The sequence below is a fragment of the Luteibacter aegosomatis genome (genome assembly GCF_023078455.1).
GTDB lineage: Bacteria > Pseudomonadota > Gammaproteobacteria > Xanthomonadales > Rhodanobacteraceae > Luteibacter > Luteibacter aegosomatis.
In genome coordinates this window covers 1,275,462-1,292,363 of the sequence record NZ_CP095740.1, presented here as the reverse complement: position 1 = coordinate 1,292,363, position 16,902 = coordinate 1,275,462, and the positions used below count along the sequence as shown (strand labels likewise).

Genomic DNA, 16,902 nt, shown 5'->3' with positions numbered 1-16,902 from the left:
TATCCTCGGGATCAGGACTTGCTGTTGGCCAGCAGGTCGAACTGCTGCGACAGGAAACTGGTGGTGCCGGCGAGCTTGGTCATCATCGCGTCCAACGCGGTGTACTGCTTGGTGAGCCGGTCGGTGTAGTCGTCCATCTGCTTGTCGAGCGCGTCCTGCTGGTCGTTCAGGTCCTTGGTGGTCTGGTTCAGGTTGTTCTTGCGCTGGGTGAGGATGCCGGTGGTCGACGTCCAGCTCGTGATGAGCTTGTCCAGCGTGGGCGCGATGCCGTCCGTGCCGCTGAGCAGGTCCTGCGTTTCCTTCGGATTGTCCGTCAGCGCCTTGGTGAGCTTGGTCGTGTCCAGCGCGAGCGTGCCGTCGGTCTGGAACGATACGCCGAGGTTGCTCAACGACGTCGGACCGGGCGCATTGCCCGTGAACTGCTTGCCCAGCAAGGTCGAGATCTGGCTCTTGATGGACGACACGGTGGCGTCGCCGATCAGGGCGCCGACCTGCTGGTTCGTCGGATCGTATTTCGTCAGCTGCTGGTAGGTGCCGATGAAGCTGTTGTACGACGACACCAGGCTTTGCATGGCCGTGGTGACGGCCGACGTGTCGTTGGTGATGTCGAGCTTGCTCTCGCCGATCTTGGTGAGCGTGAGGGTGACGCCGTCGATCGCCTTGGTGGCGACGTTGGTCGGGCTGCTCGCGGCGAGACCGTCGATGGTGAATTCGGCATCCTGGCCGGCGACCGTGGGGGTGTCGGTGGCCGGGTCGAAATTCAGCGCGGCGAGCTTGCCGTCACCGCCGCTGCTGGAGACCTTGAAGGCGTTGGCCGCACCGGTGCTGCTCGAAGACAGCACGAGATGCGCGCCGTCCTTGCCGGTAACGATGGCCGCGCTCACGCCGGGGTTGCTCGACGACTTGTTGATCATGTCGCGAACGGTTTCGAGCGTGTTGTTCGTGCTGTCGAGGTCCAGCGACAGGGTCTTGTCGCCGACGGAAATCGTGAGGGTACCGGTACCGACCGTGGCCTTGCTGTCGGTGAAGGCGGACGAGGTGGTCTTCTGCGCCGACGCCAGCTGCGTGATCTTGATGTCGTAGCTGCCCGGCTGGGCATCGGTATCGGTGGTGGCGCCGAGCACGTCGTCGTCGCCGATGGAGACTTTCTGGGTCTTGAACGCCGTGCCGTCGGTCAAAGACTTGATCGCGCTCTGCAACGCGGTGACCGACGAGGTGAAATTGCCGACCGCGGAGATCTGCGTGCTGTTCTGGCTGAGCTTGTCCGAGATCGCCTTGTCGGGAGCCGCGCGCTTGTTGGCGACGAGGTTCTTGACGATGGTCGGAACGTCGATCGAGCTCGAACCGAGGTTGACGGGACTGGTGGCCATGAGGTGCTCCTTGGGAAGACGCCTCACTGCCCGGGGCGCCAATTTGCCGACGGCGGCTTCGTTGCCGAAAGCCGCCGCAGACAACTAAGCAATTACCCTGCCAACCCCGGGGTTTCCCCCGGGGCGGTAGCGCTCGTCGATTAACCGAGGAGCTTGGTGACGATCTGCTGCGACTGGTTGGCGGTGGCGAGCACCGACACGCCGGCCTGCTGCAGGATCTGCGCCGAGGACATGTTCGCGGTTTCCTGGGCGAAGTCGGCGTCGGTGATGGCCGAGCGCGACGAGGTCAGGTTCTGCGAGATGTTCTGCAGGTTGGAGATGGTCGACTCGAAGCGGTTCTGGATCGCGCCGAGGTCCGAGCGGACGTCGGAGATCGACTGCAGGGCCGCGTCGACGCTGGCGATGGTCTGGTTGGCGCCATCGACCGTCTTAACGCTGGAATCGGCGAGGGTCTGGGTGGTGGAAACCGCCACCTTGCCGGCCGTCAGGCCCGCGGCCGTCACGTCGGCGGCGGTGCCGCCCACGGTCACGTCGGACGCCGAGGCGTACTGCACCTGGCCGTTCTGGCCGACGTAGGCGTTGATGCCGTCGCCCGACTTGGCGTTGATCGCGTCGGCGAGGTCCTGGGCGCTCTTGTACGTGCCCTGGATGCTGAACGCGGCGTTGCCGCCGACCTGCAGCGTGACGTCGCCGATGGTGACGGGGGCGATGTCGCCCTTGTCGAGACCAGCGACCGAGCTCGAACCGCCCGCGCCCGTCACGGTCGGGGCCGCGGAATCCTTGCCGGTGGTAGCCGAGGTGAAGACCAGGTTGCCGTCGGCATTGATCGTGGCGGTGGCGTTCGCACCGGCCGTCGTCAGCGCGCCATTCACGGCGGTGAGGAAGTCGGCGGACGTACGGCCCGCACCGGCGGCGACGTTGATGGCCTGGCCGTTCACCGTGGCGGCGAAGGCGGCGGTCGGATCGGCCACGGCGGACAGCGTGGTGGTGCCGGCGGTGGCGGCGGTGGCGGGGGTGAAGCCACCGATCGAACCGCTGGCGAGCTGGCCGATCTGGTTGGCCTTCACGCCCTGGTTCAGGCCGACGGTGATCACTTCACCCACGTTGGCGCCAACCTGGAAGCTGAGGTTCTTCGACGAGCCGTCGAGCACCTTCATGCCGTTGAAGTTCGTCTGCGTGGCGATACGGGTCACTTCCGACAGGCGCTGCTGCACTTCGGCGTCGAGCGCCGCGCGGTCGCTGGCCGAGTTCGACGCGTTGGTCGACTGCACGGCGAGTTCGCGGATGCGCTGCAGGTTGTTGGTGACCTCGTCCAGGGCCGACTCGGTCGTCTGGGCCAGCGAGATACCGTCGTTGGCGTTGCGGACGGCCTGGTCCAGACCGTTGATCTGGGTGGTGAAGCGGGTGGAGATGGCGAGGCCGGCGGCGTCGTCCTTCGCGCTGTTGATGCGGTTGCCCGACGACAGGCGCTCGATGGCCGAGGACAGCTTGTTCTGCGACTTGCTCAGGTTGTTCTGGGCGGTCAGCGACGAGATGTTGGTGTTGATGGTCAGAGACATCGGATTGATCCTTTGTAAGCGGAACCGAATGGCCGGATAGGTGCGGCGTAGTCCGGCGGGGTTCCGTTAGGGAAGCCTTCCGCCTCAGAGAGGTTTACGGCACGCCGGGGAGAAACTTGAGAGGTTTTTTTGACGCGGGTATGGGAGGCATGCCCTGCCAGCCGCTGTCTTGGGGTGTATCGGCATGACCTCCTGCGGGTTTAGGGGATTTTTTGGGTGTATTGGCGGTAATGCGGCAAGAAACGACGACCGGTGAGCTTTTCTTCGCTTCTAAAGCATTCGGCGACCGTGAAAGACGCTGGGTTCCTGCCTTCGCAGGAACGACGTGAGGCCCGATCACCTCTTCGCAGCTACCCCTCTCGTCGTTCCTGCGAAGGCAGGAACCCAGCGTCTTCCGCTTTACTTGAGATAGTTGAACAACGAAAGGTTCTGCATCTTCACGTAAGCCTGCTGCGCGACATCCAGGGCCGACTGCTGTTGCGCGAACTTGCTCGTGGCGCTCGCGTAATCCAGCTCGGTCAGGTCCGACAGCGTGCTCTTGTACTGCAGGCTCGCGTCCGACCCGATGTCGGTCTGCTGGTCGAGCACGTTCATGCGCGCGCCGATCTGCGTTCGCGTATTGAGGAAGTTGCCCTGCACCTGGTCGAGGTTCATCAGCTGCGCGTTGAGCTGGTTGTTCATCGCGGCGCCGCCGCCACCGCCGGCCTCCAGCGCGGTGATGATGTTGCCCACGCTGGAGAACACGTCCTGGTTGGACGACGGCGCCACCGTGAAGGTATCGCCCGTCGCCGGCGTACCGGTGAGATTGAGCTGCGCGCCCTTGAACTGGATCGCGCCGGAATCGCCGGTATAGGTACCGGTGGAAACCACCGGCGCCGCGGGATCGGTCAGGTCGTGGATCTCGTACGTCGTCGGTGAGGTGAACGTGACCCCATAGGTCCTGCCGTCCCACTGGCTCGCGTCGGTGACCGACGTGGTCTGCACCACCGCCGTGCCCGTGTTCGTCGTTCCCGCCGATGTCGTGAACGTGCCGTTGCCGCCCTTGATCGCCATGAACACGCTGTCGCCGTCGTCGCCCGTGGCCACCTGCATGCCCGGCGCGGCCGCGACCATGCGCTGGTTCTGGTCGCCTCCGTACGTGACGCTCAGGTCGCTGACGGTGAACGGCTGCGTCGACGTGCGACTGCCGGCGAAGATGTATTCGCCCTGCCCGTCGCGCGTGTTGGCGAGGCTCGCCAGCGCGCTCAGGTTCTGACGGAGTTCCGCCGCGATCGACTTGCGCGACTCGTCGGTCTGCGTGCCGTTCATGCCTTCGAGCGTGAGCGTGCGGATGCGATCGAGGATGTCGCCCGCCGACGAGAGCGACTGCTCTTCGGTCGCGAGACGATTGGACGCCGACTGGATGTTGCGGGTGTACTGGTCGTTCTGCGCGCTGGCCGAACTGACGTCGACGGCGCGCGCGGCGGCGGCGGGGTTGTCCGCCGGCGTCTGGATGGCCTTGCCGTTGCCGAGCGCGAGCTGGGTCTGCGACAGCTCGTACTGGCGATTGAGCATCGAGTTGACGGCCTGCTGCTGCCCCCAGGATGTGGAAATTCGCATGATCAGCCTCGCACCGCGCTCAGGAGGGATTCGAAGATCGTGTTCGCCGTCGTGATGACCTGCGCCGACGCGGCATACGCCTGCTGGAAGCGCAGCAGGTTCGAGGCTTCCTCGTCCATGTTCACGCCCGACAGGCTCTGCTGAGCGGCCGTGGCCTGGTCGAGGATGCTCTGCTGGGCGTCGAGCGCCGTGTTCGCCTGCGCACCGGCCGTGCCGACCTGCGCGATCAGCTGGCTGTACGACTTGCCCACGGTGGTCACGCCGTTGTCGAGCACGCCCTTGTTGGCCACGTTCGCCAGGGCAAGCGCGTTGCCGTTGTCGCCGCTGGCCGAAGCCGCCGGATTCACGTTGAACGTGTCGTTAGCGGCCGGGGCGCCGGAAAGCTTTAGGGTCCAGCCGTTGCCCGTGATGGTGCCCGGGTCGGTGTAGGTCTGCGGCGCGCCGCCGTTGATCGTGTAGGTGGTCGGCGAGGTGAACTGGATCACCACCGGCGTCTTCAGGTTCGCGTCGTTGATATCGGTGACGGTGAGGCCACCGAGCACGCCCTTGCCCGTGTTGCTCGCCGACTTCGTGGCGACGAGCGGGCCGGACGCGGCGATCTTGTTGGTGTCGGAAATCGCCACGGAGATCGTCGAGGCCGCGTTGCGCGTCGGCTGGATCTGGAAACTGTCGCCGGCCTGCGGGGTGCCGCCGGGCACGGTGATCGCCAGGCCGTCGATCACGATCGGGTCGGCCGGCGGACCGGGGTTGCCGGTACCCGTCGACGGCACGACGGTGCCGTCGGTGGTGGTGACGCCCCACTTGGTACCGTCGTAGCGCACGATGTAATCCGAGGCGCCCAGCTTGCCTACGTCGGTCACCTTGGCCGTCATGCTGGCCGTGCCCTTGTTCGTGGTGCTGTTGAACACGGCCGGATCGGAAATCGAGAAGAAGTCACCGCCCGGGTCGCCGTTGAGGTCGATACCCTGCGCGTGCTGCTTGTTGAACGCGTCTTCCATTGCGATGGCCGCGCGCCCGAGCTGGTTGCGGGCCGGATCGAGCACGTTCGTGCGGAAATCGAAGGCCGCGCCGAGCGAACCGGAGCCGAGCTGGTTGCTGATCACCGAACCGCTGGGCCCGACCACTTCCAGGCGCGAGGAATCGTATTGATTCGGCGCCGTCGACAGCTTCACCGCGTTCGTGGCGCTCACCAGCGGCTGACCGTTGCCGATCGAGATCGTCACCATGTGATCGCTGTTCTCGGTGGCGTTCACGCCGACGATGGCCGAGAGCTGGCTGATGGCCTGGTCGCGCGCGTCGAGCAGGTCGTTGGGCGCGGCGCCGCCAGCGTAGGCTTTCTGGATCTCCCCGTTGAGCGAGGCGATGCTCTGCGCCAGCGAATTGATGCTGTCGACGGCGCTGCCGATCTGCTGGTTGGTCTGCTGGTCGATCTGCTGGAACTGCGACGACAGCGAACGGAAGGTCGACACCAGCGTATTGGCCTTGCCGATCATCGCCTGGCGGCTGGCGGTGTCCGTCGGCGCGTTGGCCATGTCGTTCACCGAGCCGAAGAAGCCATCGAGCGCGCTCTGCAGGTTGGCCGACCCACTCACGGCGTTGTTGGTGGCCGAAGTGTACGCGGCGTACTGCAAGGCGCGGCTCTGGCTCGACGTGGCCGACCACATCGTCTGCGTGAGGAACTGGCTGTACGAGCGCTGCACGCTGATCGCGTCGGCACCCTGGCCGATGTACATGCCGCCGTAGTATTGCGGCGCGCGCGCGTTGAACGTGGTCGTCTGCCGCGTATAGCCGGCGGTGTTCACGTTGCTGATGTTGTGACCGACGGTGGACAGGCCGACTTGCGATGCAAGCAGGCCGGATACCCCGGTGGAAAGCAGATCGGCCATCGTCGTTTCCCTTATGCCTAAATCGTTGGCCCGTTATGCGTCATCGTTCAAAGCGCATCGGTGATGTGGCTCAGCGCGGCGAGCGCCTGCTTCATCACCGGCCCGTTGGCGATGTCCACCAGCTTCTTCGCGTAGCTCGGGTCGGTGGCATAACCGCCGCTCGTGAGCGCGTGCGCGAAGCCGGAGATGTCGTCGCCGCGGCCCACCGCGTTCGCGTAGCGCGGGCTCGACGACACCATGTCGGCGTAGTCGCTGAAGGACTGCGCCGGCGAGTCGTACGCGCGGAAGTTGTCGCGCTTGCGCACGGCCACGCCGTTTTCGTACTCGAGGGTCGGCACGCTGACGCGCTTGCCGTCCCAGCTGCTGCCGGCCTTGATGCCGAACATGTTGTTGCTGGCCGTGGCGCCCTGCTGGGGCATGTGCTTGCCCCAGCCGGTTTCCAGTGCGGCCTGGGCGAGCAGCGCGCGCACCGATACGCCGAGCTTGCGCGCGGCCTCGATGGCGTGCGGCGCGAAGGTGCGCACGAAATCCTCCGGACCGTCGATGTCGAACTTGCTCACCGCGGTGGCCACCGCGTTGGCGCCGTCGCCCACCATTTTGCCGGCCTTGCCGAGCATGGCCTCGAGCGAGTCCATGAGGCCGCTGTCCTTGTCCGAGGGCGACGAGATGCCCTGCACGGTGGAAGCATCGCCGGTGACGCCCGCGAACAGGCCGTCGTTGGCGCCGGTCTTCCCGGCGGAGGCGCCGCCCAGTTGGCGGATGAGCATGTCGGCGATGCCGATGCCCTTGCCCTGCGACAGCGTGACGGAAAGCTGCTGGTCGAACATCTGGCGATAGGTATCCCCCGCCTGCGAGCCCATGATGTCGTCGCCCATGGCGGCGCTGGCGTCGCGCATCGACTTCAGCATCATCTGCGTGAAGATCGACTCGAACTGCTTCGCCACCGCCGGCAGCGCGGACTGCGAGTCCTTTTGCGCCGCCGTGCGCAGGCCACCGAGCGCCGACAGGTCGGTGTAGGTGCCCAGGGCGTTGTTGTCGACGGCGGCGGCCATGTCAGATCACCACCAGCTCGGCGCGCAGGGCACCGGACTCCTTCAGCGCCTGAAGGATCGAAATGAGATCGCTGGGCGAGGCGCCCACCTGGTTGACGGCGCGCACGATGGCATCGAGGCTCGTGCCGGGGCCGAACTTGAACATGTGGCCGCCATCCTCGCTCACCGCCACCTGGCTGCTCGGCACGATGGCCGTCTGGCCCCGGCTGAACGCGTTGGGCTGGCTCACCTGCGGCTGCTCGCTGATGGTCACCTGGATGGCGCCATGGGCGACGGCCGCTGCGCCGACCTTCACCTCCGAACCGATCACCACCGTGCCGGTGCGCGAATTGACGATGACCCGCGCGGGCGCGTCGCCCGGCGTGACTTCCAGGCCCTGGATGGTGGACAGCCAGGCCACGCGCTGCGACGGATCCAGCGGCGCGCGCACGGCGATGGATGCCGAGTCCATCGCCCTGGCCGTGCCCGCGCCGAAGTTGCGGTTCACCGCTTCGGCCACGCGCGCGGCCGTGGTGAAGTCGGCCGTGTTGAGGTTGAGCATGATATCGCCGCCCTTGTCGAACGACGTGGCGACGCTGCGCTCGATGGAGGCGCCGTTGGGAATGCGCCCGCTGGCCGAGATGTTCACCTGCACGCTGGAACCGCTCTTGCCCTGCGCGCTCACGCCACCGACCACCACGCTGCCCTGGGCGATGGCATAGACCTGGCCGTCGGCGCCCTTGAGCGGCGACATCAGCAGTTCGCCGCCGCGGATGCTCTTGGCGTTGCCGATGGAGGCCACGGTCACGTCGATGCGCTGGCCCGGCTTGGCGAACGGCGGCAACTCGGCGGTGATCGTCACCGCCGCCGCGTTCTTCAACTGCGGACGCACGTTGGCCGGCACGTTCACGCCGAACTGCTGGAGCATGTTCTCCAGGCTCTGCGTGGTGAACGGCGCCTGGCTGGTCTGGTCGCCGCTGCCGTCCAGGCCCACGACGAGGCCATAACCGACCAACTGGTTGCTGCGCACGCCACCGACCTGGGTGAGGTCGCGGATGCGATCGGCGTGCGCCAGCGAGGTCACGCCGAACGTGAGCGCGGCAGCGGCGAGGATGCGGGCGAAGGTATTCATCAGTACGGCATCCACTTCGAATCGAAGAAACGCGACAGCCAGCCACGCGTGTTCGAATCGGCCAGCGTGCCCTTGCCCACGTATTCGATGCGTGCGTCGGCCACGCGGCTGGACGCCACGATGTTGTCCGCGCCGATGTCCTGCGGACGCACGATGCCTGAGATGCGCACCAGTTCCTCGCCCTGGTTGATGGTGAGCCACTTCTCGCCCTGCACCATCAGCGCGCCGTTGGACAGGCGCCGGGACACGGTGACGGTGATCTCGCCGGAAAGCTGGTTGCTCTGGCTCGACGAGCCGTCGCCGTCGAACGCGTTGTTGCTCGACAGCGCGCTGTCCGCGCTCTTGCCGCCGAGGCGCAGGCCCTGGCCGAGCACGGTCGGCGAGGCGATGTTGCTGCCGTTCTTCTTGCTGGTGCTGGTCGCGGCCTTCTTGCTGGCCTGCGTGGCTTCCACCAGGGTGATGGTGAGGATGTCGCCCACGCGATGCGCGCGCGGATCGGCGAACAGTTCCATCGATTGCTGGTCGGCGAACACCGAGCCGGTGGGCTGCGCGGGCGTGACCGGGTCCACCGGCATCGTAGCGGTGTACATCGGGCGCGGGGTCGGCGGCACCATGCCGCAGGCGGTGAGCAGCGCGAACGGCAGCGCCGCGACGAGGATGCGTGCGAAGGAACGGTTCATGGCGGTCATCAGGTCTGCTGGGTGATGAACTGGAGCATCTGGTCGGAAGCCGAGATCGCCTTCGAATTCATCTCGTAGGCGCGCTGCGTCTCGATCATGTTCACCATCTCCTCCACCACGTTCACGTTGGAGGTTTCCAGGGAGTTCTGCTCGAGGGTGCCCAGGCCGTTGAGGCCGGCGGTGCCGGTCTGCGGCGCGCCGCTGGCGGCGGTCTCGAGGTAGAGGTTGTCGCCGCGCGGCTCCAGGCCGGCCGGATTGGTGAAGTCGGCGAGCTGGATCTGGCCGATCTGCTGCGCGGCGGGGTTGCCCGGCGTCACGACGCTGACCGTACCGTCCTTGCCGATGGTGAGCGAGGTGGCATTGGCCGGCACCGTGATGGCGGGCTCCAGCGGATAGCCGTCGTTGGTGACGATCTGGCCGTCCTGGTCGCGCTTCAACGAACCGTCGCGCGAATAGCCCACGGTGCCGTCCGGCAGGGTCACCTGCAGGAAGCCGCGACCGTTGATCGCCACGTCGTAGGGATTGTCGGTCTGCTGCGTACCGCCCTGTTCGAACATTTTCTGCGTGCCGACCACGCGCACGCCGGTGCCGATCATGAGGCCGGTGGGCGACTGGGTCTGTTCGGTCGTCTGCGCGCCGGCCTGGCCGCGGTTCTGGTAGGTCAGGTCTTCGAACTCCGCGCGGGCGCGCTTGAAGCCCGTGGTATTCGTGTTGGCCAGGTTGTTCGACACGACGTCCATGCGCGTCTGTTGCGCATCGAGGCCGGTCTTGGCGATCCAGAGGGACGTGAACATCGTTGACTCCTGCCCTTGCGGGCCCGTGGCGTGCCGGCGACGGTTTTGCGTCGCGCGACGGTGGTTACCCCACCTGTAGCAATTTCGATGCCGACTGGGCGTTTTCGTCGGCGGCCTTGATCGAGCGCACCTGCATCTCGAACTCGCGGGAGAGCGAGATCATCTTCACGAGCACCTCGGAAGGGTTGACGTTGCTCGCTTCGACGGTGCCGGACACCACCTGCACGTTCGCATCGGCGGGCGCCTGGCTGCCGTCGATCATGTGCATGAGGCCGTCGCTGCCGTAGGTCAGCTGGTCGTTGCCCGGGTTGACCAGCTTGATCCGGTCGGTGGTGGCGACGGTGGCGGGCGATTCGCCCAGCGGCACCGACGAAATGGTGCCGTCGGCGCCGATCCGCACGCTGGACGCCTGGGGAATGGTGATCGGACCGCCGCCGCCCACGACGGGGTTGCCGCGCGCGTCCGTCAACAAACCGTCGGCGTCGATGCGCAGGTTGCCGGCGCGCGTGTAGCCCTCGTTGCCGTCCGGCGTCTGCACCGCGATCCAGCCGTCGCCCTGCACGGAGATGTCCAGGTCGTTGCCCGTCGCCATCTGCTTGCCGCCGGAGGTATCCCAGCCGGTGCCCTGGGCCACGCCGTTGATGCGCGTGGCCAGGCCGTCGCCCTTCACCGGCACGCTCTGGAAGGCCGACAGTTCGGCCTTGAAGCCCGTGGTGTTGGCGTTGGCGAGGTTGTGCGCGACCTCGGCCTGTGCCCGCATCACCTGCGTGGCACCGGTCATCGCGACGTAGACGGAACGATCCATGGCCTATTCCCCGACGTCAGTTGCGGATGTTGATGATCGTCTGGGTGAGCTGGTCGTCGGTGGAGATGACCTGCGCGTTGGCCTGGTAGTTGCGCTGCGCCTTGATCATGTTCACCAGCTGCGAGGTGAGGTCGGCGGTGTTCGACGACTCGAGCTGGCCCGACTGCACCTGGCCCACGTCACCGGAGTTGGCCACGCCGCGGATCGGCTGGCCCGACTCGGCCGACGGCACCCAGTTGGTGTCGTTGAGCTGGCGCAGGCCCTGGTTGTTGGCGAAGGTGGCGATGGCGAGCTGGCCCAGCGGAATGGTGGCGCCGTTGGAATAGATCGCCGACACCGTGCCGTCCTTCGCGACGTCGATCTTGGAGAACTTGCCCGCCGCGTAACCGTCGTTGTTGACGGCCGTGGTGGAGAAGGTGTCGCCGAACTGGGTGACCTTGCTCATGTCGAGCGAGAGATCGATCGGCTGCGCGCCCGGGTTGGGCGAGGCGGCGCCGAAGTCGAGCTTGCCCGTGGCGGGCGTGGTGATCGCGCCGCCGGCGCTGAAGGTCAGCTGCTGGCCGGCGGCGGCGCCCACCTGCGTGCCGTCCATCGTCATGTGCACATCCCAGCCGTTGGCCGTGGCGTTCTTCACGTAGTACACGTTCACCGTGTGCGTGGCGCCGAGCGAATCGTAGGCCTGGAAGGTGGACAGGTTGTTGTACGACTTGTCGTTGGTCGGGTCGAACGGCGTCACCGTCGGCGCGGCGGCGGTCGACGGCAGGTTGGCGGTGATGCCGATGTTGGCGCTGGCCTTGGCCGGGGCCGAACCGGTGGTGATGTGCAGGTCGGACAAGGCCGAGATGTCGAAGCCGCCCGAGGCCGTCGGCGGATACACCTGCACGCGCTGGCCCGTGGCGTTGACGATGAAGCCGTCGTCGTCGGGATGGAAGTTGCCCGCGCGCGAGTACGAATAGCCCGAGGCGTCGTGCAGCGTGAAGAAGCCCGCGCCGCTCAAGGCGAAGTCGTAGGAGTTGCCGGTCTGCGTGAGGTTGCCGTCGCCGAACTGCTGGGCGATGTTGGTTACGCGCACGCCGCTGCCCGAGGCGGTGGCGGCGAGGTTTTCGCCGGCCACGGAGTACACCTGGGAGAATTCGGCGCGCGAGCCCTTGAAGCCGACGGTGTTGACGTTGGCGATGTTGTTCGCGGTGACTTCCAGGTCGGCGGAAGCCGCGTTGATGCCACTGAGGGCGATATCGAAAGGCATGGTGGAATTCCTCGCTGTGCTTACTGGATTTGCGCGATCTGGCTGAGCAGGGCACCGCCGTAACCGGACACCTGCACGTAGGTTCCGTCGGCGCCCGAAGCGCCGACGCCTTCCACCTTTCCGCGGTAGAACGTATCCGCCGCGTTGCCGCCGGAAGTAGCGGAGATCTGGTACGTGCCGTCCGGCAGCTGCGTGCCGTCGTCGGACTTGCCGTCCCAGCTGAAGTCGGTCAGGCCGGCGTCGGGCTGGCCGAGCGGGATCGTGCGCACCACGTTGCCGGCGGTGTCCTTGATCTGCACGTTCACGTAGGTGCCCGAGTTGGGCACGTTCACCGCGCCGTTGAGGGCGCCGTCCTGCAGCTTGCCCGCCGTGGAAGGCACCAGCACGTCGCGGCCGACCATCGCCGAGGCACGCACGAATTGGTCGCCCGTGAGGTTGGAGGCCAGCGAGTCGAACGACTGCTGCAGCTGCTGCGTGGCCGCCACCTGGGAAAACTGCGCCAGCTGCGCCACCGACTGGGTCGGGTCCATGGGCTTGGTGGGATCCTGGTTGGTCACCTGGGTGACCAGCAGCTTCAGGAAATCGGACTGCGACAGCGTCTGCTGCTGCAGCTGGCTCGAGGTGGACGAATTCGAGCCGAACGCGTTGGAACCGACGGAATCGACGGCCATGGAGGGAATCCTTATTTGCCGAGGTCCAGCGTCTTCTGCATGAGCTGCTTGGCGCTGTTCATGACTTCGACGTTGTTCTGGTAGGAGCGCGACGCGGAGATCATGTTGACCAGCTCGTCGACCGGGTTGACGTTGCTCGAATAGACATAGCCGTTGGCGTCGGCCATCGGATTAGCCGGCTCGTAACGCGACTGCACGGGCGCCTGGCTTTCGCTGACGCCGAGCGTGCGCACGCCCGCGTTTTCCATCTGGCCGTTCACCTGCTGCTGCACGGCCGCGAACATCGGCTGCCGGGCGCGGTAGGCCGTGGCCTCGCTGCTGGCCACGCTGTCGGCGTTGGCCATGTTGCTGGCGGTGGTGTTCAGGCGCGCGGACTGCGCGGCCATGCCGGAACCGGCGACGTCGAAGATCTTCAGCAAGCTCATGATGCGGTACCCGTGATGGCCAGGCGCATGGCGTGGATCTGCCCCGTGATGAAGCTCAACGAGGCCTGGTAGTGGATGGCGTTGCCGGCGAACTGGGCCTGCTCCACCTGGGTATCCACCGTGTTGCCGTCCATCGACGGCTGGGTTTCGACGCGGTAGGCGAGCTTGTCGCCGTCGGCCATGGCCACGGCGGGATTGCCGCCGATGTGGCCCGCCTCGGTGGCGGCCATGGGGAGGCGATCGCCATCCATCGCGCCCGTGGCGGCGGACATCACCTTGCGGAAGTCGAGGTCGCGAGCGAGGAACCCCGGCGTGTCGGCATTGGCGAGGTTCGACGAAATGACCTCGGCACGGCGCTGCCACAGGCCCAGGGCCTGCGCATGTGCGCCGAACAGTGGATCGGAGTGGTCGATCATGGACACGGGCCCTCTCGTTGACGTGGCCCGAAGGCATCAGCAAGAGGCGTGCCACGCCGGGCACGGAAACGCGAAACGGCGCCGTGGCGCCGTTTGCGGAGTGGATCGGAGGGAAGGTGGCGGAATTCCGGCGCCCGCCGGAACCGCTCCGGCGACGGTCCGCCGTCGCCCGTCAGCCGGGCAACAGTTCGAGCACGGCCGTGGCGAGGACGTCGGGCTGGAACTTGGCGATGAACCGGTCGGCCCCCACGCGGGCGACCATCGCTTCGTTGAAGACCCCGCTCAGCGAGCTATGCAGCAGCACCTTGAGGTGGCGGAGCTGGGGATCTTCGCGGATGGCGCGGGTGAGCGCATAGCCGTCCATCGACGGCATCTCGATGTCCGACACCACCAGCGCCACGCGCTCGCTTTCCGGCCCCGTGGCGAGGTTGCGCAGGCACTGGAGGGCTTCGCTGCCGTCCTTCGCCACCGTGCATTCGAGGTCGAGCTTGCGGAACAGGTCGACCAGCTGGGTGCGGGCCACCAGCGAATCGTCCACCAACAGGAGGCGGCGATTGCTCGCGATCTGGAGATGCGCCGCCTGCTGCACGCGCTCGGAGATCTCCACCGCGCGCGGGTCCACGCTGGCGAGTACCTGCTCCACGTCGACGATGGCGATGAGGTCGCCGTCCATGCGGGTCACGGCGTTCACGCGCGAGCCGTAGCCCAGCGCGGGCGGCGGCGCGGCCATCTGGGCGCCGTCGACGTGCACGATGCGGTCCACGTCGGAGACGAGGAAACCCTGCACCGAGCGGTTGAATTCGGTGACGATGAGGTGCGCGGTATCCACGCTCGCCATCGGCGGATAGCCCATGGCGGCCGCGAGATCGATCACCGGGATGGTGTTGCCGCGGTAGTCGAAGCTGCCCGCCACCAGGTCATGCATGCTCGGCATGCGCTCGAGCTTCGGCCGGCGCAGCACCTCGCGCACCTTGAACACGTTGATGCCGAACGCCTGGCGGTCGCCCAGCCGGAACAGCAGCATCGCCACGCGGTTGTGGCCGGCGAGGCGGGTGAAGGTTTCCACGGTGTCGAGGAGGGGGCGGGCCATGGGCTATGCATCAATAAGGTATGTTCCCATATCGGCCGGCCGCCCCTGTTCTTTAAACCCATCGCGGACAGGGTCCGCGATTCCAAGGGAGCGACCGATGGCACGGGTATTGCTTCGCTCAAGAACGACGCCCCGCGACCGATGTAGTGGGCGACCACTCAGAAGCGAACCCATTCATGACCCTCCTCTGGAGCCAGCACGTCCGTCTTCTCGCCCATGCCGCCGCCACGGGCGACGCCGCGCGCGTGCGCGCGCTGGCCGCGCAGTATCCGGCGGCCGCCAGCGCCCTGGGCGCCCTGCTCAAACCCGCTGAACCGCGCACGGCGCCGGCCACCACCATCCAGGCCATCGAGCAGCAGGGCATGGTGTTGACCAACGCCCAGGCCCTCGGCGGCACGCTCCAGGAACTGGCCACCGCCGTGGAGGGCGCGCGCGACGCCGCCGGGCGATTGACGGAGTCGGGCGCCAGGATTTCGACGGCCCTCGACCAGGCCCAGGCCGGCGTGTCCGGCATGGCCGAGGCCGGCGGCGAAGGCCAGGCCAACGCGGGCGACCTCGACGGCCAGTTGCGCCTGCTGCGCAGCGCCCTGTCGGGCATGAGCCGCAACCATGCGCAGTTCGCCGACTACTTCACCGCCATCCGCAAGCTCACGGCGACGGTGCAGGACATCGCCCACCAGACCAACCTCGTGGCGCTGAACGCCGCCATCGAAGCGGCGCGCGCCGGTGAGGCCGGCCGCGGTTTCGCCGTGGTGGCCGACGAGGTGAAGCAACTGGCCGAGAAGACCACCCAGGCCACCGCCGAGATCGACCAGGTGACCCAGGCCGTGGGCGAGTTCTCCGGCCACCTCGACGAGGCCGTGCAGAACAGCCTGCGCCGCCTCGACCAGACCCAATCGGGCATCGCCGGCATGCAGACCTCGCTCGGCCGCGTCGACGGCGTGGTGCGCGCCGCGCGCGAAAGCATCGACAGCGCCCGCGAAGGCATGGGTGTCCTGCAAGGCCGCATCGCCGGCGTGCAGGCCGCCCAGGCCAGCCTCGGCCGCACGGCCAACGAAGCCCGCCGCCAGGCCGATGCCGCCGCCCGCGCTGCCGTCCTCGCGCACCGCCTGGGCCTCGCCCGCCTCGAGACCGAAGGCGAGCTCGACGCCGCCACGTTGAGCCAGATGATCCGCGAGGCCTGTCAGGGCCTGCGTTACGCGTTGGAGCTTTCCTCGCGCGACCCGTCCGGCCTCGATCGCCGCTGGCTCGACACCACGCCGCTCATGCGCTGCATCGACCAGTTCCGCCTCCGCCGCACCGACGCTTCGGCCGACGCCGTGCGCGCCGCCGGCGAGCGTTTCACCGCGCAGGCCTCGCAATACGCGATGACCCTCGGCGAGGGCCGACAGGCTGAAGCCACGCAGATGCTGCCCGGCCTGACCCGTGAGCTGGATGCCATCGTGCAGGGGCTCTCGGCCGCCCTGTCGGAACGCGCCGCGTGAAGCGCCTCGCCGCCGCGATCGTCGCCCTGTCGTCGTTGGCCTGCCCGCTCATGGCGGCGGCCACCTCGCTCGACGACGTGCGCGACATCGCGGTGGCCTGGCTGAAGGAAAACCGTTCGCTGCCCGGCGCGCGCATGGAGGCCCAGGCCGACTCGCTCGACAGCCGGCTGCGGCTGGCCGATTGCCCGGCCAGGCCCAGCGCCTCGCTGCCCGGCAACCGCCCACTCGGTGCCCGGGTGAGCGTGGCCGTGCATTGCCCCGTGCCCGGCGGCTGGACGGTGCGCGTGCCGGTGCGCGTCAAGCTCTTCACCCAGGTGCTGGTGACCAGCCGTCCGCTCACCCGCGGCGACGGCATCGGCGCCGCCGACGTCCATGCCGAGGAGCGTGACGTCGCCTCGCTCGCCTACGGCTACATCGCGGCCCTCGACCAGGTCGACGGCCGGTCCCTCGCCCGTCCGCTCAACGCCGGCACGGTGCTTACGCCCGGCATGCTCGCCGGTCGCCAGGCCGTGCGCGTGGGCGACGCGGTAAGCATGGAGGCCACCGTCGAGGGCGTCACCATCCGTGCCGACGGCGTGGCACTGGGTGCCGGCGACGCCGGTACCCGCGTGAAGGTCCGCAACGCCTCCTCGGGCCGCGTGCTCGACGCCGTCGTCAGCGGACCGGGGGTCGTCGCCGTTCTGCCATGAACGAAACACGAATCCGGTCACACTT

General features: G+C 67.3%; 16 protein-coding genes. 2 read left to right on the top strand and 14 right to left on the bottom strand.

The genetic code is table 11. The annotated features are described in order from the left end of the window. Positions 1–11: 11 nt before the first annotated feature. The 14 genes from fliD to L2Y94_RS05910 form a co-directional block, all read right to left on the bottom strand. Positions 12–1,370 (bottom strand): flagellar filament capping protein FliD, encoded by a 1,359-nt coding sequence (fliD, locus tag L2Y94_RS05975; RefSeq protein WP_247373729.1) that lies wholly within the window; start codon positions 1,368–1,370, stop codon positions 12–14. Between the two features lie 140 nt (positions 1,371–1,510). After that, positions 1,511–2,929, bottom strand: a complete 1,419-nt coding sequence (locus L2Y94_RS05970; protein WP_247373727.1) for a flagellin N-terminal helical domain-containing protein — start codon at positions 2,927–2,929, stop codon at positions 1,511–1,513. Between the two features lie 399 nt (positions 2,930–3,328). Next, a complete protein-coding gene (flgL, locus tag L2Y94_RS05965) occupies positions 3,329–4,528 on the bottom strand; it encodes a flagellar hook-associated protein FlgL (protein ID WP_247373725.1) in 1,200 nt (399 codons plus the stop codon). 2 nt (positions 4,529–4,530) lie between these two features. Beyond that, positions 4,531–6,414: a flagellar hook-associated protein FlgK gene (gene flgK / locus L2Y94_RS05960; RefSeq protein ID WP_247373723.1), complete on the bottom strand. Its 1,884-nt coding sequence runs from the start codon at positions 6,412–6,414 to the stop codon at positions 4,531–4,533. A gap of 47 nt (positions 6,415–6,461) precedes the next feature. Next, entirely contained in the window at positions 6,462–7,466 is a 1,005-nt protein-coding gene (flgJ, locus tag L2Y94_RS05955) for a flagellar assembly peptidoglycan hydrolase FlgJ (RefSeq protein WP_247373721.1), read from the bottom strand. A gap of 1 nt (position 7,467) precedes the next feature. Next, positions 7,468–8,577: a flagellar basal body P-ring protein FlgI gene (locus L2Y94_RS05950; protein WP_247373719.1), complete on the bottom strand. Its 1,110-nt coding sequence runs from the start codon at positions 8,575–8,577 to the stop codon at positions 7,468–7,470. Next, positions 8,577–9,257, bottom strand: coding sequence for a flagellar basal body L-ring protein FlgH (gene flgH / locus L2Y94_RS05945; protein WP_247373718.1), 681 nt, complete (start codon positions 9,255–9,257; stop codon positions 8,577–8,579). Before flgH ends, L2Y94_RS05950 begins: the two co-directional genes overlap by 1 nt. An 8-nt stretch (positions 9,258–9,265) precedes the next feature. Next, positions 9,266–10,051, bottom strand: a complete 786-nt coding sequence (gene flgG / locus L2Y94_RS05940) for a flagellar basal-body rod protein FlgG (RefSeq protein WP_247373716.1) — start codon at positions 10,049–10,051, stop codon at positions 9,266–9,268. A gap of 64 nt (positions 10,052–10,115) precedes the next feature. Next, on the bottom strand, positions 10,116–10,856 hold the full coding sequence (flgF, locus tag L2Y94_RS05935) for a flagellar basal-body rod protein FlgF (RefSeq protein ID WP_247373714.1): 741 nt from the start codon (positions 10,854–10,856) through the stop codon (positions 10,116–10,118). A 16-nt stretch (positions 10,857–10,872) separates the two neighbouring features. Then, positions 10,873–12,102: a flagellar hook protein FlgE gene (flgE, locus tag L2Y94_RS05930; RefSeq protein WP_247373713.1), complete on the bottom strand. Its 1,230-nt coding sequence runs from the start codon at positions 12,100–12,102 to the stop codon at positions 10,873–10,875. A 20-nt stretch (positions 12,103–12,122) separates the two neighbouring features. Next, entirely contained in the window at positions 12,123–12,773 is a 651-nt protein-coding gene (locus L2Y94_RS05925; RefSeq protein WP_247373711.1) for a flagellar hook assembly protein FlgD, read from the bottom strand. 11 nt (positions 12,774–12,784) lie between these two features. Beyond that, a complete protein-coding gene (gene flgC / locus L2Y94_RS05920) occupies positions 12,785–13,198 on the bottom strand; it encodes a flagellar basal body rod protein FlgC (RefSeq protein ID WP_144911420.1) in 414 nt (137 codons plus the stop codon). Further along, positions 13,195–13,614 carry a flagellar basal body rod protein FlgB gene (gene flgB, locus L2Y94_RS05915; RefSeq protein ID WP_247375146.1) on the bottom strand — a complete coding sequence of 140 codons (420 nt, stop codon included), beginning with the start codon at positions 13,612–13,614 and terminating at the stop codon, positions 13,195–13,197. The genes flgC and flgB overlap by 4 nt, the downstream gene beginning before the upstream one ends. Before the next feature lie 172 nt (positions 13,615–13,786). Beyond that, a complete protein-coding gene (locus L2Y94_RS05910) occupies positions 13,787–14,704 on the bottom strand; it encodes a chemotaxis protein (RefSeq protein WP_247373710.1) in 918 nt (305 codons plus the stop codon). Between the two features lie 176 nt (positions 14,705–14,880). Between L2Y94_RS05910 and L2Y94_RS21305 the strand changes: the two genes are divergently transcribed. Next, the gene (locus L2Y94_RS21305) at positions 14,881–16,188 is read left to right on the top strand and encodes a methyl-accepting chemotaxis protein (RefSeq protein WP_283248521.1); all 1,308 of its coding nucleotides are present in this window, start codon (positions 14,881–14,883) and stop codon (positions 16,186–16,188) included. Next, positions 16,185–16,877: a flagellar basal body P-ring formation chaperone FlgA gene (gene flgA / locus L2Y94_RS05895; RefSeq protein WP_247373708.1), complete on the top strand. Its 693-nt coding sequence runs from the start codon at positions 16,185–16,187 to the stop codon at positions 16,875–16,877. The genes L2Y94_RS21305 and flgA overlap by 4 nt, the downstream gene beginning before the upstream one ends. Positions 16,878–16,902: the final 25 nt, after the last annotated feature.

What these genes read in the sequence shown, in the direction of transcription:
- fliD (WP_247373729.1), bottom strand. Translation starts at nt 1,370, where the DNA reads ATGGCCACCAGTCCCGTCAACCTCGGTTCGAGCTCGATCGACGTTCCG.
- L2Y94_RS05970 (WP_247373727.1), bottom strand. Translation starts at nt 2,929, where the DNA reads ATGTCTCTGACCATCAACACCAACATCTCGTCGCTGACCGCCCAGAAC.
- flgL (WP_247373725.1), bottom strand. Translation starts at nt 4,528, where the DNA reads ATGCGAATTTCCACATCCTGGGGGCAGCAGCAGGCCGTCAACTCGATG.
- flgK (WP_247373723.1), bottom strand. Translation starts at nt 6,414, where the DNA reads ATGGCCGATCTGCTTTCCACCGGGGTATCCGGCCTGCTTGCATCGCAA.
- flgJ (WP_247373721.1), bottom strand. Translation starts at nt 7,466, where the DNA reads ATGGCCGCCGCCGTCGACAACAACGCCCTGGGCACCTACACCGACCTG.
- L2Y94_RS05950 (WP_247373719.1), bottom strand. Translation starts at nt 8,577, where the DNA reads ATGAATACCTTCGCCCGCATCCTCGCCGCTGCCGCGCTCACGTTCGGC.
- flgH (WP_247373718.1), bottom strand. Translation starts at nt 9,257, where the DNA reads ATGAACCGTTCCTTCGCACGCATCCTCGTCGCGGCGCTGCCGTTCGCG.
- flgG (WP_247373716.1), bottom strand. Translation starts at nt 10,051, where the DNA reads ATGTTCACGTCCCTCTGGATCGCCAAGACCGGCCTCGATGCGCAACAG.
- flgF (WP_247373714.1), bottom strand. Translation starts at nt 10,856, where the DNA reads ATGGATCGTTCCGTCTACGTCGCGATGACCGGTGCCACGCAGGTGATG.
- flgE (WP_247373713.1), bottom strand. Translation starts at nt 12,102, where the DNA reads ATGCCTTTCGATATCGCCCTCAGTGGCATCAACGCGGCTTCCGCCGAC.
- L2Y94_RS05925 (WP_247373711.1), bottom strand. Translation starts at nt 12,773, where the DNA reads ATGGCCGTCGATTCCGTCGGTTCCAACGCGTTCGGCTCGAATTCGTCC.
- flgC (WP_144911420.1), bottom strand. Translation starts at nt 13,198, where the DNA reads ATGAGCTTGCTGAAGATCTTCGACGTCGCCGGTTCCGGCATGGCCGCG.
- flgB (WP_247375146.1), bottom strand. Translation starts at nt 13,614, where the DNA reads ATGATCGACCACTCCGATCCACTGTTCGGCGCACATGCGCAGGCCCTG.
- L2Y94_RS05910 (WP_247373710.1), bottom strand. Translation starts at nt 14,704, where the DNA reads ATGGCCCGCCCCCTCCTCGACACCGTGGAAACCTTCACCCGCCTCGCC.
- L2Y94_RS21305 (WP_283248521.1), top strand. Translation starts at nt 14,881, where the DNA reads ATGACCCTCCTCTGGAGCCAGCACGTCCGTCTTCTCGCCCATGCCGCC.